Annotated in this window: 14 protein-coding genes and 1 pseudogene; 1 reads left to right on the top strand and 14 read right to left on the bottom strand. The window is 66.7% G+C overall.

Annotation, left to right across the window (positions count from 1 at the left end):
• Positions 1 to 23: 23 nt before the first annotated feature.
• From AR540_RS26675 to AR540_RS20550, 12 genes and pseudogenes are all read right to left on the bottom strand, one after another.
• A pseudogene (locus tag AR540_RS26675) lies at positions 24 to 194 on the bottom strand (HAMP domain-containing protein); the annotation flags it as partial.
• Positions 195 to 1299: 1105 nt separating this feature from the next.
• Positions 1300 to 2595, bottom strand: coding sequence for an adenylosuccinate synthase (locus tag AR540_RS20600; RefSeq protein ID WP_059231657.1), 1296 nt, complete (start codon positions 2593 to 2595; stop codon positions 1300 to 1302).
• Positions 2596 to 2816: 221 nt separating this feature from the next.
• The gene (locus AR540_RS20595; protein WP_059231655.1) at positions 2817 to 4004 is read right to left on the bottom strand and encodes an ATP phosphoribosyltransferase regulatory subunit; all 1188 of its coding nucleotides are present in this window, start codon (positions 4002 to 4004) and stop codon (positions 2817 to 2819) included.
• A gap of 268 nt (positions 4005 to 4272) precedes the next feature.
• Positions 4273 to 5142: a protease modulator HflC gene (gene hflC / locus AR540_RS20590; RefSeq protein WP_059231653.1), complete on the bottom strand. Its 870-nt coding sequence runs from the start codon at positions 5140 to 5142 to the stop codon at positions 4273 to 4275.
• The gene (gene hflK / locus AR540_RS20585; RefSeq protein WP_059231651.1) at positions 5142 to 6326 is read right to left on the bottom strand and encodes an FtsH protease activity modulator HflK; all 1185 of its coding nucleotides are present in this window, start codon (positions 6324 to 6326) and stop codon (positions 5142 to 5144) included. Before hflK ends, hflC begins: the two co-directional genes overlap by 1 nt.
• A gap of 98 nt (positions 6327 to 6424) precedes the next feature.
• Positions 6425 to 7729: a ribosome rescue GTPase HflX gene (hflX, locus tag AR540_RS20580; RefSeq protein WP_059231649.1), complete on the bottom strand. Its 1305-nt coding sequence runs from the start codon at positions 7727 to 7729 to the stop codon at positions 6425 to 6427.
• Between the two features lie 20 nt (positions 7730 to 7749).
• Complete coding sequence (gene hfq, locus AR540_RS20575; protein WP_059231646.1) at positions 7750 to 7995, bottom strand: RNA chaperone Hfq; 246 nt, start codon at positions 7993 to 7995, stop codon at positions 7750 to 7752.
• A gap of 87 nt (positions 7996 to 8082) precedes the next feature.
• Positions 8083 to 9063, bottom strand: a complete 981-nt coding sequence (gene miaA, locus AR540_RS20570) for a tRNA (adenosine(37)-N6)-dimethylallyltransferase MiaA (protein ID WP_059231644.1) — start codon at positions 9061 to 9063, stop codon at positions 8083 to 8085.
• Positions 9064 to 9105: 42 nt separating this feature from the next.
• Complete coding sequence (mutL, locus tag AR540_RS20565) at positions 9106 to 11007, bottom strand: DNA mismatch repair endonuclease MutL (RefSeq protein ID WP_059231642.1); 1902 nt, start codon at positions 11005 to 11007, stop codon at positions 9106 to 9108.
• Positions 11000 to 12430 carry an N-acetylmuramoyl-L-alanine amidase gene (locus tag AR540_RS20560; RefSeq protein ID WP_059231640.1) on the bottom strand — a complete coding sequence of 477 codons (1431 nt, stop codon included), beginning with the start codon at positions 12428 to 12430 and terminating at the stop codon, positions 11000 to 11002. Before AR540_RS20560 ends, mutL begins: the two co-directional genes overlap by 8 nt.
• Before the next feature lie 90 nt (positions 12431 to 12520).
• Positions 12521 to 12982: a tRNA (adenosine(37)-N6)-threonylcarbamoyltransferase complex ATPase subunit type 1 TsaE gene (gene tsaE / locus AR540_RS20555; protein WP_059232035.1), complete on the bottom strand. Its 462-nt coding sequence runs from the start codon at positions 12980 to 12982 to the stop codon at positions 12521 to 12523.
• Positions 12970 to 14457: a bifunctional ADP-dependent NAD(P)H-hydrate dehydratase/NAD(P)H-hydrate epimerase gene (locus AR540_RS20550; protein WP_059231638.1), complete on the bottom strand. Its 1488-nt coding sequence runs from the start codon at positions 14455 to 14457 to the stop codon at positions 12970 to 12972. The genes tsaE and AR540_RS20550 overlap by 13 nt, the downstream gene beginning before the upstream one ends.
• 61 nt (positions 14458 to 14518) lie before the next feature.
• Between AR540_RS20550 and queG the strand changes: the two genes are divergently transcribed.
• The gene (gene queG, locus AR540_RS20545; protein WP_059232033.1) at positions 14519 to 15583 is read left to right on the top strand and encodes a tRNA epoxyqueuosine(34) reductase QueG; all 1065 of its coding nucleotides are present in this window, start codon (positions 14519 to 14521) and stop codon (positions 15581 to 15583) included.
• A 16-nt stretch (positions 15584 to 15599) separates the two neighbouring features.
• Here queG and AR540_RS20540 read toward each other — a convergent pair whose 3' ends face one another.
• Together AR540_RS20540 and AR540_RS20535 are read right to left on the bottom strand one after the other, a co-directional pair.
• Positions 15600 to 16286, bottom strand: a complete 687-nt coding sequence (locus tag AR540_RS20540) for a DUF2931 family protein (RefSeq protein ID WP_059231636.1) — start codon at positions 16284 to 16286, stop codon at positions 15600 to 15602.
• Positions 16283 to 16971: hypothetical protein (locus tag AR540_RS20535; protein ID WP_059231634.1), on the bottom strand; the 689-nt coding region annotated here is incomplete at its 5' end. The genes AR540_RS20540 and AR540_RS20535, both read right to left, overlap by 4 nt.

Raw genomic sequence — 16971 nt, 5'->3', positions numbered from 1 at the left:
CTCACCAGAGGTTGCAGCTTGGCGATGAAGCGGTCGACCGCTCCTCCGAGCGCCTGGATCTCGTCGCCCTCCCCCAGCTTCAGCCGCCGGGTGAGATCGCCCTCCCCCGCCGCCAGATCGTCCAGCGCCCACTGCAGCAGGCCGATACGCCGCAGCACGCGCCGGCCCAGCACCAGGGCCACCGCCAGCACCATGACCACACCAACCAGCACCAGCCCGAAGGCGATCTGCCAACGCAGCGCAGCGGCCATGGAGGCCACCGTCTCACCCGCATTACGGCTCATCGCCAGGGCCGTCTGACGAGTGCCCTCCAGGCGCGTGGCCAGGGTGGCCGTGCTGCCCTTGGCGGCCTCCGCCACGCTGGAAGACACCAGGCCGCCCGCATCATCGATCAGGCTCTTGAAACTCTTGTCCAGCTTGGCACCCGCGCGCTCGATGGACGCCGTGGAAATCCCCACCAGCACCTTGCCGATCTCCACGCCATTGGGACTGATGGAGGCGTCCACGCGATACACGGACGGGTCGCGGGTCGCCGCATCAAGCACCTTGGCCAGGGCGCCCTCACCTTGGCCCACCTCGAGCAGATGGGTGATACGGGCATCCTGACGATTGAGATAGCGCGTCAGGTTCTGGCCCTGAGCATCCTGGAAGATCACGAAGAGCACATCGGGATTGCTCTGGGCCCGCCGCGCCAGATCGGAGAGCGCCGGCACATCGGCATCCCACATCGCCTTGGGCGACACCCCAGCCAGCAGCTCCGCCAGGTTCTTCGCATTGCCCTTGAGGGTATCGGTCAGGGTTTCCCCCACCTGCTCCCGCTCGCGGGTCAGCCGCTGCGACAACCCCTCGGCCAGGCGCCCACGCGTCTGGCCAGCCAGTTCAGCCAGGCTGCCACCCACCTCACTCCCCGCCTGGCGCAGCGTATCGGCAAGACGCTCGGACTCCCCGGACAGACGCTCGGCCAGGCCGAGCTGCAGATCCCGCACCGCGCTCTGGGTCAACCACACCGCCAGGGCGACCTGGATGACCACCGCCAGCAACAGACTGATGAACACCGGCAGCAACAGCCGACTGCGCAACAACGACAAGAGAAACGACATGGGGGTCTCCGGCGACAAAGGACGATTAAAGGCTGTCGGCCAACTCCTCGCGAGCTGGAGCCAAGTGGTCAGATGTCATAGCAATTTGCTGGCCACACTAGACCAGTGGCCATTACCGGCAGATGGCTGAGAGGCTTACCCCTGGAAAGCACAAAGCCCCGCGAGGCGGGGCTTTGGGAGCTGCATCCTTCTAGCGCATTCAGGCGAAAGGATGGCGCAGCACGATGGTTTCCTTGCGATCCGGACCGGTCGAGACGATGTCGATCGGCGCGCCGACCAGCTCGCCGATGCGGCGGATATAGGCCTGGGCGTTGGCCGGCAGCGCTTCGAGGCTCTGGGCGCCAACGGTGGATTCGCTCCAGCCGGGCAGGTCCTCATAGACCGGCTGCAGACCTGCGTAGCTGTCGGCGTCGGTGGGGGCCTCGGTCAGCAGGTTGCCGGCGGCATCCTTGTAGCCGGTGCAGATGCGCACGGTTTCCAGGCCGTCGAGTACGTCCAGCTTGGTCAGGCAGATACCGGAGATACTGTTGATCTCGATGGAGCGACGCAGGATGACCGCATCGAACCAGCCGCAACGGCGCGGACGGCCGGTGACGGAGCCGAATTCATGGCCCTGCTTGGCCAGGTAGGCACCGGTCTCGTCGAACAGCTCGGTCGGGAAGGGACCGGAGCCGACGCGGGTGGTGTAGGCCTTGGTGATGCCGAGGATGTAGTCCAGGTACAGCGGACCCACGCCGGAACCGGTCGCCACGCCACCGGCGGTGGTGTTGGAGCTGGTGACGAAGGGATAGGTACCGTGGTCGATGTCCAACAGGGTGCCCTGGGCGCCCTCGAACATCAGGTTCTCGCCGGCCTTGCGCAGCTCGTGCAGACGGCTGACCACGTCCATGACCAGCGGCTGCATGACCTTGGCATGCTCCATGGCCTCGTCGTAGGTCTTCTGGAAGTCCACCGGCGGCTCGTTGAAGTAGTTCTGCAGGACGAAGTTGTGGTAGTCCAGCACTTCCTTGAGCTTGGTGGCGAAACGCTCGGGATGGAACAGGTCGCCGACGCGCAGGCCGCGGCGAGCGATCTTGTCTTCGTAGGCTGGGCCGATACCACGACCGGTGGTGCCGATCTTGGCTTCGCCGCGGGCCTTCTCGCGCGCCTGGTCCAGAGCCACGTGGTAGGGCAGGATCAACGAACAGGCCGAGCTGATGCGCAGACGCTCGCGCACCGGGACGCCACGGGCTTCCAGCTCGCCGACTTCCTTGAACAGCGCCTCTGGCGAGAGCACCACGCCATTGCCGATCAGGCACTGGGTATCGGCGCGCAGGATGCCCGAGGGAATCAGCCGCAGGATGGTCTTCTGGCCATCGATGACCAGCGTGTGACCGGCGTTGTGGCCGCCCTGATAACGCACCACGGCAGCGGCCTGGTCGGTCAGCAGGTCCACGATCTTGCCTTTGCCCTCATCACCCCACTGGGTGCCCAGGACGACGACGTTCTTACCCATAACCTTATCCCCTGTCAGGAAGATTTCTGTCGGCCAGGCCGACGATGCTCACGTTCACCCGGATGCACGATCCGGTGCTTAGAGCCTGTTCACGATCTCGCGAGCTAGAGCCAAACAAGGCGAAAAGGCCTGAGGAAGCGGAGTTTACAAGTAGTAAATGAGCATTCCGAAGGCGTTTTCAACGCAGTTTGGCCGACGCGCAGCAGATCGTGAACAGGCTCTTAGGAATTCAAGGGCTCCACCACCCAGCTACCCTGCCGCTCGACCAACCGCCGGTCGCAACCGGCGGCACGCAGCTGGGCTTCGTCTTCCAGGCTGGTGGCCTGGATGATCCGCTCGCCGGCAGCCCGCAGGGTGCGCACAGCCTGCCAGAGCGGCGCCCCGTGCCCGGTCGGCGCCCAGATGCCGCGCCGCGGCTCTTCGAGCACGGCGGTACCCAGCTCGACGAGACTCTTGAGGTCGGTGGAGAAACCGGTCGCCGGCCGCGAACGGCCGAAATCGGCGCCGATGTTGTCGTAACGGCCACCCTGGGCGATGGACTGCCCGGTCCCCGGCACGAAGGCGGCGAAGACCACACCGGTGTGGTAGTGATAGCCACGCAGTTCGCCGAGATCGAAATACAGCGGTACGTTCGGGAAACGCCCCTGCAGCGACTCGGCCAGCGCGACCAGTTCATCCAACGCCTGCAGTACCTCTGCCGGCGCACCGGCCAGACGCTGACGCGCCTGGTCGAGCATGGTGGCATCGCCGCTGAGCTCCACCAGGGCCCGCAGCCAGCCACGCGGCGCGGCGGGCAGGTCGGCGGTCAGCTGATCGATTTCATCGACGGCCTTGCGCTGCAGGGCGTCGAACAGCTCCTGCTCGCTGGCGCCGGAGACACCGGCGACCTGGCAAAGGCCACGGTAGATGCCCACGTGGCCGAGATCCATGTGGACATTAGGCACCTGGGCCTGCTCGAGCACGTCGAGCATCAGGCTGATGACTTCGAGATCTCCTTCGCTGCCCGGCACGCCATAGAGCTCGGCGCCGACCTGGATGGGACTGCGGGAGGTGGACAGGGCCCGCGGCCGGGTGTGCAACACGCTGCCGGCGTAGCACAGGCGGCTGGCGCCATCGTGCTTGAGGCTATGGGCGTCCATGCGCGCGACCTGAGGCGTGATGTCGGAACGGAAACCCATGAGGCGCCCGGAGTTGGGATCGGTCACCTTGAAGGTGCGCAGTTCCAGTTCCTGGGCGGCGCCGGTGAGCAGCGACTCCAGAAACTCCAGGTGCGGGGTGATGACGAACTCGTAGCCCCAGCAATGGAACAGCTCCAGTACCCGGCGCCGGGCGCCTTCGATGCGCGCCGCGTCGGGCGGCAGGATTTCCTCGATACCGTCAGGCAGCAGCCAGCGGTCTACCGTAGCCATTAGGCCTCTTCTCCATGTCATGGATCGGCACGCGGCCAACACGGTCAGCGCGATGGGCTCGCAGGGGAGCCATCGGCCGGATCGAGCCGCGTTGCCGTGGATTGCTACCCGGATCAGCCAGGGCGTTGCCCTGCCACGGGTTTCGTACGGACGCAAAAAAGCCGGGGATGGCCCCGGCTGATTCATGATAACACGAAAAAATCGGCGATCGGGGAGGAACGACGAGCGAGGCGTACCGCGCTTGCCTAGTCGTCGTCCCACCCGGCCATCACTGCCCCGGGCTCTGGAAATACTTGAAGAAATCGCTCTTCGGATCCAGCACCAGGACGTCGCTCTTGCTGGAGAAGCTGGAGCGATAGGCCTGCAGGCTGCGATAGAAGGAGAAGAACGACGGATTCTTCGAGTAGGCCTGGGCATACACCTGGGCCGCCTGGGCGTCGCCCTCACCGCGGGCCTGTTCGGCCTGGCGATAGGCTTCGGCCAGCAGCACGCGGCGCTGACGATCGGCGTCGGCACGGATGCCTTCGGCCAGCTCGCGACCCTTGGCCCGATGCTCGCGGGCTTCCCGCTCACGCTCGGTGCTCATCCGCTCGTAGACGCTGCGACTGACTTCCTTGGGCAGATCGATGGCCTTGACGCGCACGTCCAGCACCTCGATACCCAACTCCTGGTTGGCCATCTTGTTCAGCGAGGCAGTCAGGGAGCCGACCATGGCATCGCGCTCGCCGGAGACCACCTCATGCAGGGTGCGACGACCGAACTGGTCACGCAGCCCCGCCTCCAGGCGGCGCAGCAGGCGCTCGTCGGCGATCTGCTTGAGACCCGAGGTGGCAGTGTAGTAACGGTCGGCATTGAAGATGCGCCACTTGGCATAGGCATCCACCATGACCGCCTTCTTCTCCAGCGTCAGGAAACGCTGGGTCGGGGTGTCGAGGGTCTGCAGGCGGGCATCGAACTTGCGCACGCGATTGACGTAGGGAATCTTGAAGTGCAGACCGGGCTCCAGGTTGGGCTCGACCACGCGACCGAAGCGCAGCATCACCGCCCGCTCGGTCTCCTTCACTACGAACAGACTGCTCCAGGCGCCGAGGCCCAGGACGACCACGACGATCAGCGCGGCCAGCGATTTATTGCTCATCAGCGGCTCTCCCTGGTACGCGGCTCGGTGGACTGCGGCAGATTACGAATGACCGAGGCAGCCGTATCGCTGGACGCCGCCGGAGCCGCGCCACTGCTGATGGCCGAGGTCGGTGCCGGAGCGCGGTTCTGCATCAGCTTGTCGAGCGGCAGATAGAGCAGGTTCTGGCCGGCCTGACCGGTGACCATGACCTTGCTCGACTGACCCAGCACCTCCTGCATCGTCTCGATGTACAGACGCTCGCGGGTCAGCTGCGGGTTGAGCGCGTACTGCACCGCCAACTGGCTGAAGCGCGACGCATCGCCCTGGGCGCGGGCGACGACTTCGTCGCGATAGCCGTTGGCCTCCTCGATGATGCGCTGGGCAGCACCGCGGGCTTCGGGGATCACGCCGTTGGCATAGGCCTCGGCCTGGTTCTTCTCGCGCTGCTCGTCTTCGCGGGCCCGGATGACGTCGTCGAAGGCTTCCTGGACCTCACGCGGCGCCGAGGCGCTCTGGATGTTCACCTGGGTCACGGTGATACCCGTGCCGTAGGTGTCGAGGAAGCGCTGCAGCCGCTCGCGGACGCTGGTAGCGACCTGCTCGCGGCCGTCGGTCAGCAACTGGTCCATGGTCGACGAACCGGCGACGTGGCGCAGCGCGCTGTCGGTGGCCTGCTGCAGGCTCACTTCGGGCTGGTCGACATTGAGGACGAAGTCCTTGAGGTTGGTGATGCGGTACTGGACCGTCAGCGGCACCTCGACGATGTTCTCGTCCTGGGTCAGCATCGCACCCTGCTTGCTGTAGGCCCGCTCGCGGGTGACGTTTTCCTGGTACTTGGTCTCGAAGGGCGGGAAGTAGATATTCAGGCCGGGCCCTACGGTCTCGTGGTACTTGCCCAGGCGCAGCACCACGGCCTGCTCCTGTTCGTCGACGACGTAGACGGCGTTGTACAGCCAGAGCGCACCGATCAGCACCACGCCGAGCAGCAGCAAGCCCTTGCCGCCACCGGAGCCGAGGCTGTTGCCGTCGCTGCCGCCGGAGCGCTTCTTGCCGCCGACCAGACGGTTGATGCGATCCTGAAATTTACGCAAGGCTTCGTCGAGATCCGGCGGCCCCTTGCGTCCACCATTGTTGCCACCGCCGTTGCGGCCGCCCCAGGGGTCTTGATTATTCGAGTTGCCACCGGGCTCGTTCCAAGCCATAGCGCTCTCCCTACTGATAACGCGAAAACGCGCCGAAATGGCGCGTCGACCAATGCTACCGGATGGTCCCCGCCCGAACAAAAGCGCCGAGCAAGGGTTTATTGCAAAACATGTTGCTGGATAAAGACTTCCGGTTCTTCACCGGCCCGGCTGAGCAGTCGATTGAGTTCGGCGCGGGGTACTCGTACAGACAACAGGATATTGCCTTCGTCGTCATGGTCATCGCCTTGCACCACGCCGAGTTCGAACAGCCGCGCGCGCAGGCGGGCATGGCGCTGGGGCAGGCGGAACACGCCGACGAAGAGGTCTTCGCCGAGCAATTCGGCCACGGCCTGACCGATAAGGTCCAGACCACGGCCGTCGCGCGCCGAGACCCAGACCCGGATCGGGCGGCCGGTTTCGTCGTCGCGCTGGATATGGGGTTCGACGCCGTCGAGCAGGTCGATCTTGTTGTAGATCTCCAGCATCGGCAGACCGTCGGCACCAATTTCGTGCAGGACTGCCTCGACCTGCTGGATCTGCAGCTGGCGATCCTCTTCATGAGCATCGATCACGTGCAGCAGCAGGTCGGAATTGCTGGACTCCTCCAGCGTCGCACGGAAGGCTTCCACCAGCTTGTGCGGCAGGTGGCGGATGAAGCCGACCGTATCGGCCAGCACGATCGGCCCGAGATCCGGCAGCTCCAGGCGGCGCAGGGTGGGATCGAGGGTGGCGAACAACTGGTCGGCGGCATAGACGCCGGACTCGGTGAGGCTGTTGAACAGGGTGGACTTGCCGGCGTTGGTGTAGCCGACCAGGGACACGGCGGGAATCTCGGCGCGACGCCGGCCGCGGCGGGCCTGCTCACGCTGGCTGCGCACCTTGTCCAGGCGCTGGCGAATCTGCCGGATCCGTATCCGCAGCAGACGACGGTCGGTTTCCAGTTGGGTTTCACCCGGGCCACGCAGGCCGATACCGCCCTTCTGCCGCTCGAGGTGAGTCCAGCCGCGGACCAGCCGGGTGCTCATGTGTTCGAGCTGGGCGAGCTCCACCTGCAGCTTGCCCTCGTGGGTACGGGCGCGCTGGGCGAAGATATCGAGAATCAGACCGGTACGATCCAGGACGCGGCACTCGAAGGCTTTTTCGAGGTTACGTTCCTGACTGGGCGTGAGGTCGTGATTGAAGATGACCAGGTCAGCCTCGTTGGCATGCACCTGATCGTGCAGCTCTTCGACCTTGCCGGTACCTATGAGAAAACGCGCGGTCGGCTGGCTGCGGTTCACCGTGACGAAAGCCACGGTTTGCGCACCCGCCGACCGCGCGAGTTCGAGAAACTCCTGAGGGTCTTCGCGCGCCTCGGGATGCAGGCCTTCCAGATGGACCAGAATGGCCCGCTCACCACCTTCGTGACGCTCGAAGAACAACAGGGCGCTCCTCTTGTTATTTATTCGCTATCCGACTCGCCAGTCTCGGAGCTGGGCAGACGGACCGGGCGGCTCGGCACCACCGTGGAAATCGCATGCTTGTAGACCATCTGGCTGACGGTGTTCTTGAGCAGGATCACGAACTGGTCGAAGGACTCGATCTGCCCCTGCAGCTTGATGCCGTTGACGAGATAGATGGAAACCGGAACGCGCTCTTTACGCAGGGTGTTCAGGTAAGGGTCTTGTAGCGAATGCCCTTTTGACATCGTGTCGCTCTCCTAAAGAATGAAAAATACCGATCTGGCGACATGCCAGCTTCCGCTGCCCACCATGGACATGCGGACAAAAACGATTCAGCTGCGGGGCGATATGGAGTCGCCGGCGAGACATTTCAAGATCCGTGGCAGATTGTCGCAAGCCAGGCTGTCGAAGGTGTACGCGGCGGGCCAGCCACGCAACCAGGTCAACTGCCGCTTCGCCAACTGCCGCGTCGCCGCGATGCCACGCGCCACCATTTCTTCCCGCGTGCAGCCCCCCTCGAGGAACTCCCAGACCTGACGATAGCCCACGGATCGCATGGACGGCAGACCCGGATGCAGATCGGGACGTTCCCGCAAGGCTGAGACTTCGTCGATGAAGCCCTGTTCCAGCATCAGTTCGAAGCGCTCGGCGATTCGCGCATGGAGCACGTCGCGACGGCCAGGCGCCAGGATCAATTGGGCGACAGTATAGGGCAATTGTGTCTGGGACGCCCCGTTCGAATCGGTATTGGCACTCATTTGCCGCGCCCGATGCTCGGTCATCGAACGGCCGCTGACGCGAAACACCTCCAGCGCCCGCAGCAGACGCTGGGGGTCGTTGGGATGGATGCGCGCGGCGGAGACCGGATCGACCTCCGCCAGTTGCCGATGGATCTCGCTCCAGCCGGCCTGCGCCGCCAGGGCTTCGATCTCGGCACGCACCGCCGGATCGGCACTGGGCATGTCGGCCAGGCCTTCGAGCAGGGCCTTGAAGTAGAGCATGGTGCCGCCCACCAGCAGCGGGATGCGGCCGGCCGCGGTGATCTCGGCCATGGCGGCCAGGGCATCGCCGCGGAATTCGGCGGCGGAGTAGCTCTCGGCGGGATCGCGGATGTCCACCAGTCGGTGCGGATGGGCCGCCAGCAGCTCGGCGCCGGGCTTGGCGGTACCAATGTCCATGCCGCGGTAGATGAGCGCTGAGTCGACGCTGATCAGCTCGATGGGCAGCAGCCGGGCCAGTTCGATGGCGAGGTCGGTCTTGCCGGAGGCGGTCGGCCCCATGAGGAAGATGGCGGGCGGCAGGGGGGCGGTCATCAGGGGTTCTCGAAAGACGCCGCGCAGGACGCGGCGTGGCGGTCAGCGGCCGCGCAGGAAGAGTTTGTCCAGGTCGTCCAGGCTGAGCTGGGCCCAGGTCGGACGACCGTGGTTGCACTGGCCGCTGCGCTCGGTGGTTTCCATGTCGCGCAGCAGGGCGTTCATCTCCGGCAGCGTCAGCCGGCGATTGGCGCGCACCGAGCCATGGCAGGCCATGGTACCGAGCAATTCGTTGAGGTGCGCCTGGATGCGGTCGCTGGTGCCGTAGTCGAGCAGATCGGCGAGCACGTCCTGCACCAGCCGGGCGGCCTGGGCCTGCTTGAGCAGCGCGGGAATCTGGCGGATGGCCAGGGTCTCCGGACCGAGGCGCTGCAGTTCGAAGCCGAGGCGCTCGAACCACAGCCCGTGCTCTTCGGCGCAATCGGCTTCGCGCTCGCTGACCGCCAGGGACTCGGGCACCAGCAGCGGCTGGCCGCGCAGGCCTTCGCTGGCCATGGCCACCTTGAGGCGCTCGTAGGTGATGCGCTCATGGGCGGCATGCATGTCCACCAGGATCAGGCCCTGGGCGTTCTCGGCCAGGATGTAGATACCCTTGAGCTGGGCCAGGGCATAGCCCAGGGGCGGGACGTCGCCCTGCTCCGCCGGCAGGGACGCAGCCTGCTCACCCTCCGGCAACGGCGCGAAGAAGGCCTTGTAGGCACTCTGCACCTCGGCGACCGGCGCCCCGGCATAGGGCTGCGGCATGGGGCCACTGTAGCGCGGCGCGCCACCCGGGCCACCGCCGCCGGCAAAGGGCTGGGCAGGCGGGGCGGGACTGTCGTGCAAAGCGGCGGCGGCCAGGCGCATTTCGCCCTGGGGGCCGAATTCGCCGGCGGCCGGGCCGCTCAGGGGCGTCGCTGCGGTAGGCGCCACCACGGCGAGTTGGGCGTCCGGACGGATGTCACCCAGGGCACGGTGCAGGGTGCCGTAGAGAAAGTCGTGCACCTGGCGGCTATCACGGAAGCGCACCTCGTGCTTGGTGGGGTGGACGTTGACGTCCACCGTCGCCGGATCGAGTTCGAGGAACAGCACGAAGGCCGGATGGCGACCGTTGTAGAGCACGTCGCGGTAGGCCTGACGCACGGCGTGGGCGACCAGCTTGTCGCGCACCATGCGGCCGTTGACGTAGAAGTACTGCAGATCGGCCTGGCTGCGCGAGAAGGTCGGCAGGCCGACCCAGCCCCAGAGACGCAGGCCGTTGCGCTCATGCTCCAGCGGCAGGGCCTGTTCGAGGAAGGCCGGGCTGCACACGGCGCCGACCCGCCGTCCCTGGCTCTGCGGATCGCCCGCCGGATGCAGGGCGAGCACGCTCTTGCCGTTGTGTCGCAGATGGAAGCCGACGTCGAAGCGCGCCAGTGCCAGGCGTCGCACCACTTCCTGCAGGTGGTCGAATTCGGTCTTCTCGGCGCGCAGGAACTTGCGCCGCGCCGGCGTATTGAAGAACAGGTCGCGGACCTCCACCGAGGTACCCTGGGGATGGGCGGCGGGCTGGACCCGCGGCTGCATCTCGCGGCCTTCGGTCTCCACCTGCCAGGCCTGGTCCTCGCCCCGGTAGCGCGAGGTCAGGGTGAGGCGCGACACCGAGCTGACCGAGGCCAGGGCCTCGCCGCGAAAGCCCAGGCTGGTGACGCTTTCCAGTTCGTCCAGATGGTAGATCTTGCTGGTGGCATGGCGTGCCAGGGCCAGCGGCAGGTCATCCGCCGGGATGCCGTGGCCATCGTCGCGGATGCGCAGCAGCTTGACGCCACCCTGCTCCACCTCGATGTCGATGCGAGTGGCCCCGGCATCCAGGGCGTTCTCCAGCAACTCCTTGGCCACCGAGGCGGGGCGTTCGACCACCTCACCGGCGGCGATCTGGTTGGACAGCCGCGGACTGAGCAGCTGGATGCGCCGGGGTTCAGTCATTGCTGGCCGCCAGTTCGTGGGTGGGAATGGTGAGGACCTGGCCGGAGCGGATGCGGTCGCCCTTGAGCCGGTTGGCGGCGCGCAGGGTGGAGAGGTCCACGTCATAGCGCCGGGCGATCAGGCTCAGGCTCTCGCCGGGTTGCACCCGGTGCTGGTCGACGCCACGCACGATGCCGAGCTTGCCACCACGCTGCTCGCGCTGCCAGGCCAGGTAGGTGCCGGGCGGCGGCCGGTGCTGGAAGTATTGCACCACACCCGCCTGGATCTGCCGGGCCAGTAGGCCCTGGTGCGCCGGACTGGCCAACTTGGCCGATTCGTTGGCATTGGTGATGAAGCCGGTCTCCACCAGGATCGAGGGGATGTCCGGCGACTTGAGTACCACGAAGCCGGCCTGCTCGACCCGCGAATGCAGTAGCTTAGTGGCCCGGCCGACCTGGCCGAGGATGGTCTGGCCGACCTCCAGGCTGGAGGCCACGGTGGCGGTCATGGACAGGTCCATGAGCACGCCGGCGAGCATGGGATCCTTGTTGTCCAGGGCGTCGGAGACGCCGCCGACCTGGTCGGAGCGGTTTTCCGCGTCGGCCAGCCAACGGGCGGCCTCGGAAGTGGCGCCGCGCTGGGACAGGGCGAAGACGGTGACGCCCTCGGCGCTGGAGCTGGGCGCCGAGTCGGCGTGGATGGAGATGAACAGGTCGGCGCCCTTCTTGCGGGCGATGACCTGCCGCTGGCGCAGCGGGATGAAGTAGTCGCTGGTACGGGTCAGCTCGGCGCGAAAGCCCTTCTGCCGGTTGAGATTGGCCTGCAGCTGCTTGGCGATGGCCAGCACCACGTTCTTCTCGTACAACCGGCCGCGACCGATGGCACCCGGGTCTTCACCGCCGTGGCCCGGATCGATCACCACCACCACGTCGCGCTTGCCACTAGGGCTCGACGGCAGGCGCGTCGCCGGCTGGGCGGGCGTCACCGGAGTGGCCGGCAGATTGGGCGTGACGGTGGCGGGGATGTCGCTGGTGGCGGGATCGGTGCCCTGGTCGTAGAGGTCGACCACCAGGCGATTGCCGTATTCCTTGTTGGGCGCCAGGGTAAAGCTCTTGGGCGTCAGGGCGCCCTTGGTGTCCAGCACCAGGCGCACCTCGCCCGGCGAACGCTGGGCCGCCCGCAGGCCGGTGATGGGGGTGTTGCGCAGCGGCTTTTCGTTCAGCCCACCGTCGAGCTGCGCGCCGGACAGGTCGATGACGATGCGGTCCGGGGCACTGAGGGTGAAGACGCTGGCCTTGACCGGGCCGGTGAGATCGAACACCAGCCGGGTATTGTCGGGCGCACGCCAGACGCGCATCCCCTTGATTTGGGTAGCGGCGAGGAGCTGGCTGCTCAGGATCAACAACAACAGGCCGAGTCCCGACCTGAGAAAACGCTTGCGCATGCCTGCGACCGTATAGCTGGAGAACGAAGGATCGGCGCCTAGGAGTCGCCTGACAGTCGCGGAGCGACTATCGGGTCGTTTCAGACCGACCTAGGACGCGAGGGCGGCGCACCAGGCCTCGCCATGGGCTCCCTGGCTGACCAGGCGGAGATCACGGCCGTCGGCGCGTGGCGTAATGGTAATGGCCAGGTCCGGCTTTGGCAAAACGCCCTGCCCGCGCTCGGGCCATTCCACCAGGCACAAGGCCTCGGATGTGAAGTAGTCGCGAATCCCCATGAATTCCAGTTCCTCCGGATCGGCCAGGCGATAGAGGTCGAAGTGATAGACCGCGCCGCCGGCCAGTTCATAGGGCTCGACCAGGGTGAAGGTAGGACTCTTCACCGCGCCGGCATGACCGAGGCCGCGCAGGATGCCGCGCGACAGGGTGGTCTTGCCGGCGCCCAGATCACCGTGCAGATAGAGCACGCCGCGCCCACCGCTGGCCTGGGCCAGGCGCGCGCCGAGGGCGTACATGGCGGCTTCGTCGGCGGCGTACAGGGTCAGTTCAGGCATGGCTGGAGTTCCTCGAGCAACTGGCGGGCGACCGGGGGCAGATCGCTGGCGGCGAGGCCGCGGCCCTGGCGACCCAGCTCGGCGCCGGCGCGGCCATGCAGCCAGGCTCCCAGGCAGGCCGCCTCGAAGGGTGCCAGCCCCTGCCCCAGCAGGGCGGCGATGATACCGGTGAGGACGTCGCCCAGGCCACCGGTGGCCATTGCCGGATGCCCTTCGCCACACAACGCCATGCGTCCATCCGGATGGGCGATCAGGGTGCCGAAACCCTTGAGCAGAGCCACGGCGCCGTAGCGCCGGGCCAGTTCGCGGGCACTGCCGGGCCGATCAGCCTCGATGTCGGCGGTCGCCACGCCCAGTAGCCGCGCCGCTTCGCCTGGGTGGGGTGTCATTACCCAGGGACCACGGGGCGCCTGCACCACGCCAGCGGCGAGCAGGTTGAGAGCATCGGCGTCCCAGACCTGGGCGACGTCAAGCGTCGCGGCCGCACTGGCCAAGGCTTTGCCCCAGGCGCCCTGCCCCAGGCCCGGCCCGACGGCGAGCACATCGGCCTTCTTCGCCAGTTCCAGCACGGCAAAACTGGAATGCACGCCAGCGACCATGATCTCCGGGCGCCGTGCCAGGACCGCCGCCACGTTGGACGGCCGGGTTGCCAGGCTGAGCATGCCGGCACCGCAACGCAGCGCCGCCTCGCTGGCCATGATGGCTGCACCGCCGGTGCCTTCGTCGCCGCCGATCACCAGCAGATGCCCGAATTGCCCCTTGTGCGCATTGAGCGGTCGCGCCATCAGCCGCGGCAGGTTGCCCGGCGCCAGGCGTTGGGCGGTGGCATGGGCGGGATTCTGCGGCTCCTCCATCAAGGGCTCGAACACCAGGCTACCGACGTGATCCGGGCCCTTGCCGGTGAACAGCCCGAGCTTGAGGCCAATGAAGCAGATGGTCAGGTCGGCCCGCACCAGGGGGCCGGCCGCGGCGCCGGTATCGGCGTCCAGCCCGGACGGGAGGTCGATGGCCACCACCGGCAGTTCGCTGGCGTTGATCCGTTCGATGGCCGCGGCGTAGGGCTGGCGGGCCGGCCCCTTGAGGCCCGTACCCAGCAGGGCATCGACCACCACGCCGCCGAGCGGGGCATCCGCGCGCCAGGGCTGGATGTCCACCCCGGCGGCCTGCGCCTCGGCATGGGCCAGGGCGGCGTCGCCCCTGAGCCCAGCCGGGTCGGCCAGGTACCAGACACGCGCCTGCCAGCCGGCCTTGCGGGCCAGGCTGGCGACCAGATAGCCGTCACCCGCATTGTTGCCGCCGCCGGCCAGCACGCACAGCGCGCCGGCATGGGGCCAGCCATGGCGCAGGGAGCGCCAGGTCGCCGCAGCCGCACGGCGCATCAGTTCGAGCCCCGGCAGGCCGCCGGCGATGAGTTGGGCATCGAGATCCCGCACCTGCTGGGCGCTGTAGAGCTGGAACGGCAGTTCGTCGTGCATGCTGGGAAAGCCTCCGGAGTCTGGCAAAATGGGCGGCCCTCCTGCCCGTGCGTTCCTGTCGATGTCCGCTTGCGCCCTAGACCTCGCCGCCCTGGCCGACCTCATCAAGACCTGGGGCCGGGAACTGGGCTTTCAGCAGACCGGTATCGCCGGCCTGGATCTGGCACGTCACGAAGAACATCTGGAGCGCTGGCTGGCCGCCGGTTTCCACGGCGAGATGGACTATATGGCCGCGCACGGAACCAAACGTTCGCGGCCGGCCGAACTGGTCCCGGGCACCCTGAGAGTCATTTCCCTGCGTATGGACTACCTGCCCGGCGACACCCGCATGAGCGAGCGCCTGGCCGATGGCACCGCCGCCTACCTCTCGCGCTATGCCCTGGGCCGCGACTATCACAAGCTGATCCGCAAGCGCCTGCAGCACTTGGCCGAGCGCATCCAGGCCGAGGTCGGCCCCTTCGGCTATCGCGCCTTCGTCGACAGCGCCCCGGTACTGGAAAAGGCCCTCGCCGAACAGGCCGGCCTGGGCTGGATCGGCAAGAACACCCTGGTGCTCAATCGCAAGGCCGGGAGCTGGTTCTTCCTGGGCGAACTCTTCGTCGACGTGCCCCTACCGGTGGACGAGCCTACCCCACGTGACCATTGCGGTACCTGCCGCGCCTGCCTGGACATCTGCCCGACCCAGGCCTTCGTCGGTCCTTACCAGCTTGACGCCCGGCGCTGCATCTCCTACCTGACCATCGAGTTCAAGGGCAGCATTCCGCCGGAGCTGCGCCCTTTGATCGGCAACCGGGTCTTCGGCTGCGACGACTGCCAGCTGGTCTGCCCCTGGAATCGCTTCGCCAAACCCTCTGCCGAAGGCGATTTCCAGCCACGCCACGGACTGGACAACGCCAGCCTGGCCGACCTCTTCCGCTGGAGCGAAAGCGAATTCCTCAGCCGCACCGAAGGCTCACCCCTCCGCCGTGCCGGCTACGAGCGCTGGCTGCGCAACCTGGCGGTGGGCCTGGGCAATGCACCGACCAGCATTCCGGTGCTGGAGGCGCTGAAGGTCCACGCCGAGCATCCTTCGCCGCTGGTGCGCGAGCATGTGGAATGGGCGCTGGCGCGGCACGGCGAGGCGTAGACTACACGTCCCGCGTTCAAGGGCCGACCGTGGTGTAGGGGATCGGCGCCCACCAGCTGCCGTAGGGCACGCCGTACTTGTCGACATAGGCCTTCACCACCGGAGACAGCGGGCGGTACTTGCCGCCCGACTTGCCACCGTAGGGCCCCTTGGGCTCAATTTCGGCTTGCAAGGTCAGGACTTCGATGGGGTCGAGACAGGGGCCCATGATCCAGACTTTGACCACACCGCCTGGGGCCAAGCCGATGGTGAGATCCTTGCGATAGTCCGAGGTGCGACCACTGACAGGACAGTCTGCTGGCAGACTCTCGACCATCTTCCTTCGCGCCCAATCGGGAATAAGAAACGCCGCATGGTAGGTCTGGGGCTCGACCATGGATTGCCAACGCAGTGAAACCACATAGGGCAGATCCAGGCCGGTCATGGAGCGGCCTTTGCCCGAGCCGATTCGCTTGGGCCAGCCCCTGGCGGTAGCCGATAGACTCTCGGGCTGGCCCATGGCAACCACCCCCCCCATGGCCCTGGGAAAGATGAGGCCGTTGATGTCGCTGATGTCGGCTCGCTCCAGCCAGACCTCCATGTAGTTGGGTGCCAGGAAGCCCAGGTACCAGGCAGCGTAGGGCAGCTTGGGGTTGGTCGCGGCACTGGACTGGCAGCCGGTCAGTCCCAGCACCAGGATGAGGCAAAGCAGCCAGCGGCTCATTGTGGATAACCTGCCTGGGGAAGGTTTGGATAGACGTAGCGCCGACCGTCGGGCGTGGGGGCATGGACGAAGACCACGTCCACGTTGCCCAGGCCGCGGCCGATCTGGGCCTGCCAATGGGCGGAGAGGTGCACGTAGCGCCCGAACAGCAGGCGGGTTTCGGCCTGGTCGAGATGGAGCGCAGCCCCCTGAGCATGGGCCTGAAGCTTGGTGGCTATTGCCTGGAGTTCATCCGGCAGGCGTAATTCGGGATCGTCGTCATCGATGGCCGACAGCGGCACCCCTTGGAGGCTGGCCAGGCGGTGCATCACCCGCAGATAGACCAGGGACAAGTCGCCCCGCACCCGTCGTTCCAAGCGCACGGCGGCGAAGACCTCGGATTCCGGCCGGTCGCCGCGAGCAGCGGGCAGCCTGATGCGCCACGTATCGAGGGTCAGCCTGGCCTGATCCGGATCGAACCAGGCTTCCTGCTGGATATGCGCCAGCTCGATCTGGGCCTGGCGATAACTCCAGGCGGTATGGCTGTCGGTGCCATAGCGTTCGCGCGAGGCGCGCGGTCGGGTCAGCAGCAGGCGCTCGGTCATCTCGGCCGGATAGCCGCCACCCAGGTCGGCATGGGCGCCGGGCAGGACGATTTCCTCGTGCTGGGGCGCGACGCGGGTGAGGGCGAAATTGCGCCGCTGCT

Source organism: Pseudomonas sp. EpS/L25 (assembly GCF_001512295.1).
Lineage (GTDB): Bacteria > Pseudomonadota > Gammaproteobacteria > Pseudomonadales > Pseudomonadaceae > Chryseomonas.
Note: the sequence above shows the minus strand (reverse complement) of the source record. Positions and strands in the feature narration are given on the sequence as shown.

Coding starts and splice junctions, on each gene's coding strand:
- AR540_RS20600 (WP_059231657.1), bottom strand. CDS start 2,595: ATGGGTAAGAACGTCGTCGTCCTGGGCACCCAGTGGGGTGATGAGGGC.
- AR540_RS20595 (WP_059231655.1), bottom strand. CDS start 4,004: ATGGCTACGGTAGACCGCTGGCTGCTGCCTGACGGTATCGAGGAAATC.
- hflC (WP_059231653.1), bottom strand. CDS start 5,142: ATGAGCAATAAATCGCTGGCCGCGCTGATCGTCGTGGTCGTCCTGGGC.
- hflK (WP_059231651.1), bottom strand. CDS start 6,326: ATGGCTTGGAACGAGCCCGGTGGCAACTCGAATAATCAAGACCCCTGG.
- hfq (WP_059231646.1), bottom strand. CDS start 7,995: ATGTCAAAAGGGCATTCGCTACAAGACCCTTACCTGAACACCCTGCGT.
- miaA (WP_059231644.1), bottom strand. CDS start 9,063: ATGACCGCCCCCCTGCCGCCCGCCATCTTCCTCATGGGGCCGACCGCC.
- mutL (WP_059231642.1), bottom strand. CDS start 11,007: ATGACTGAACCCCGGCGCATCCAGCTGCTCAGTCCGCGGCTGTCCAAC.
- AR540_RS20560 (WP_059231640.1), bottom strand. CDS start 12,430: ATGCGCAAGCGTTTTCTCAGGTCGGGACTCGGCCTGTTGTTGTTGATC.
- tsaE (WP_059232035.1), bottom strand. CDS start 12,982: ATGCCTGAACTGACCCTGTACGCCGCCGACGAAGCCGCCATGTACGCC.
- AR540_RS20550 (WP_059231638.1), bottom strand. CDS start 14,457: ATGCACGACGAACTGCCGTTCCAGCTCTACAGCGCCCAGCAGGTGCGG.
- queG (WP_059232033.1), top strand. CDS start 14,519: ATGTCCGCTTGCGCCCTAGACCTCGCCGCCCTGGCCGACCTCATCAAG.
- AR540_RS20540 (WP_059231636.1), bottom strand. CDS start 16,286: ATGAGCCGCTGGCTGCTTTGCCTCATCCTGGTGCTGGGACTGACCGGC.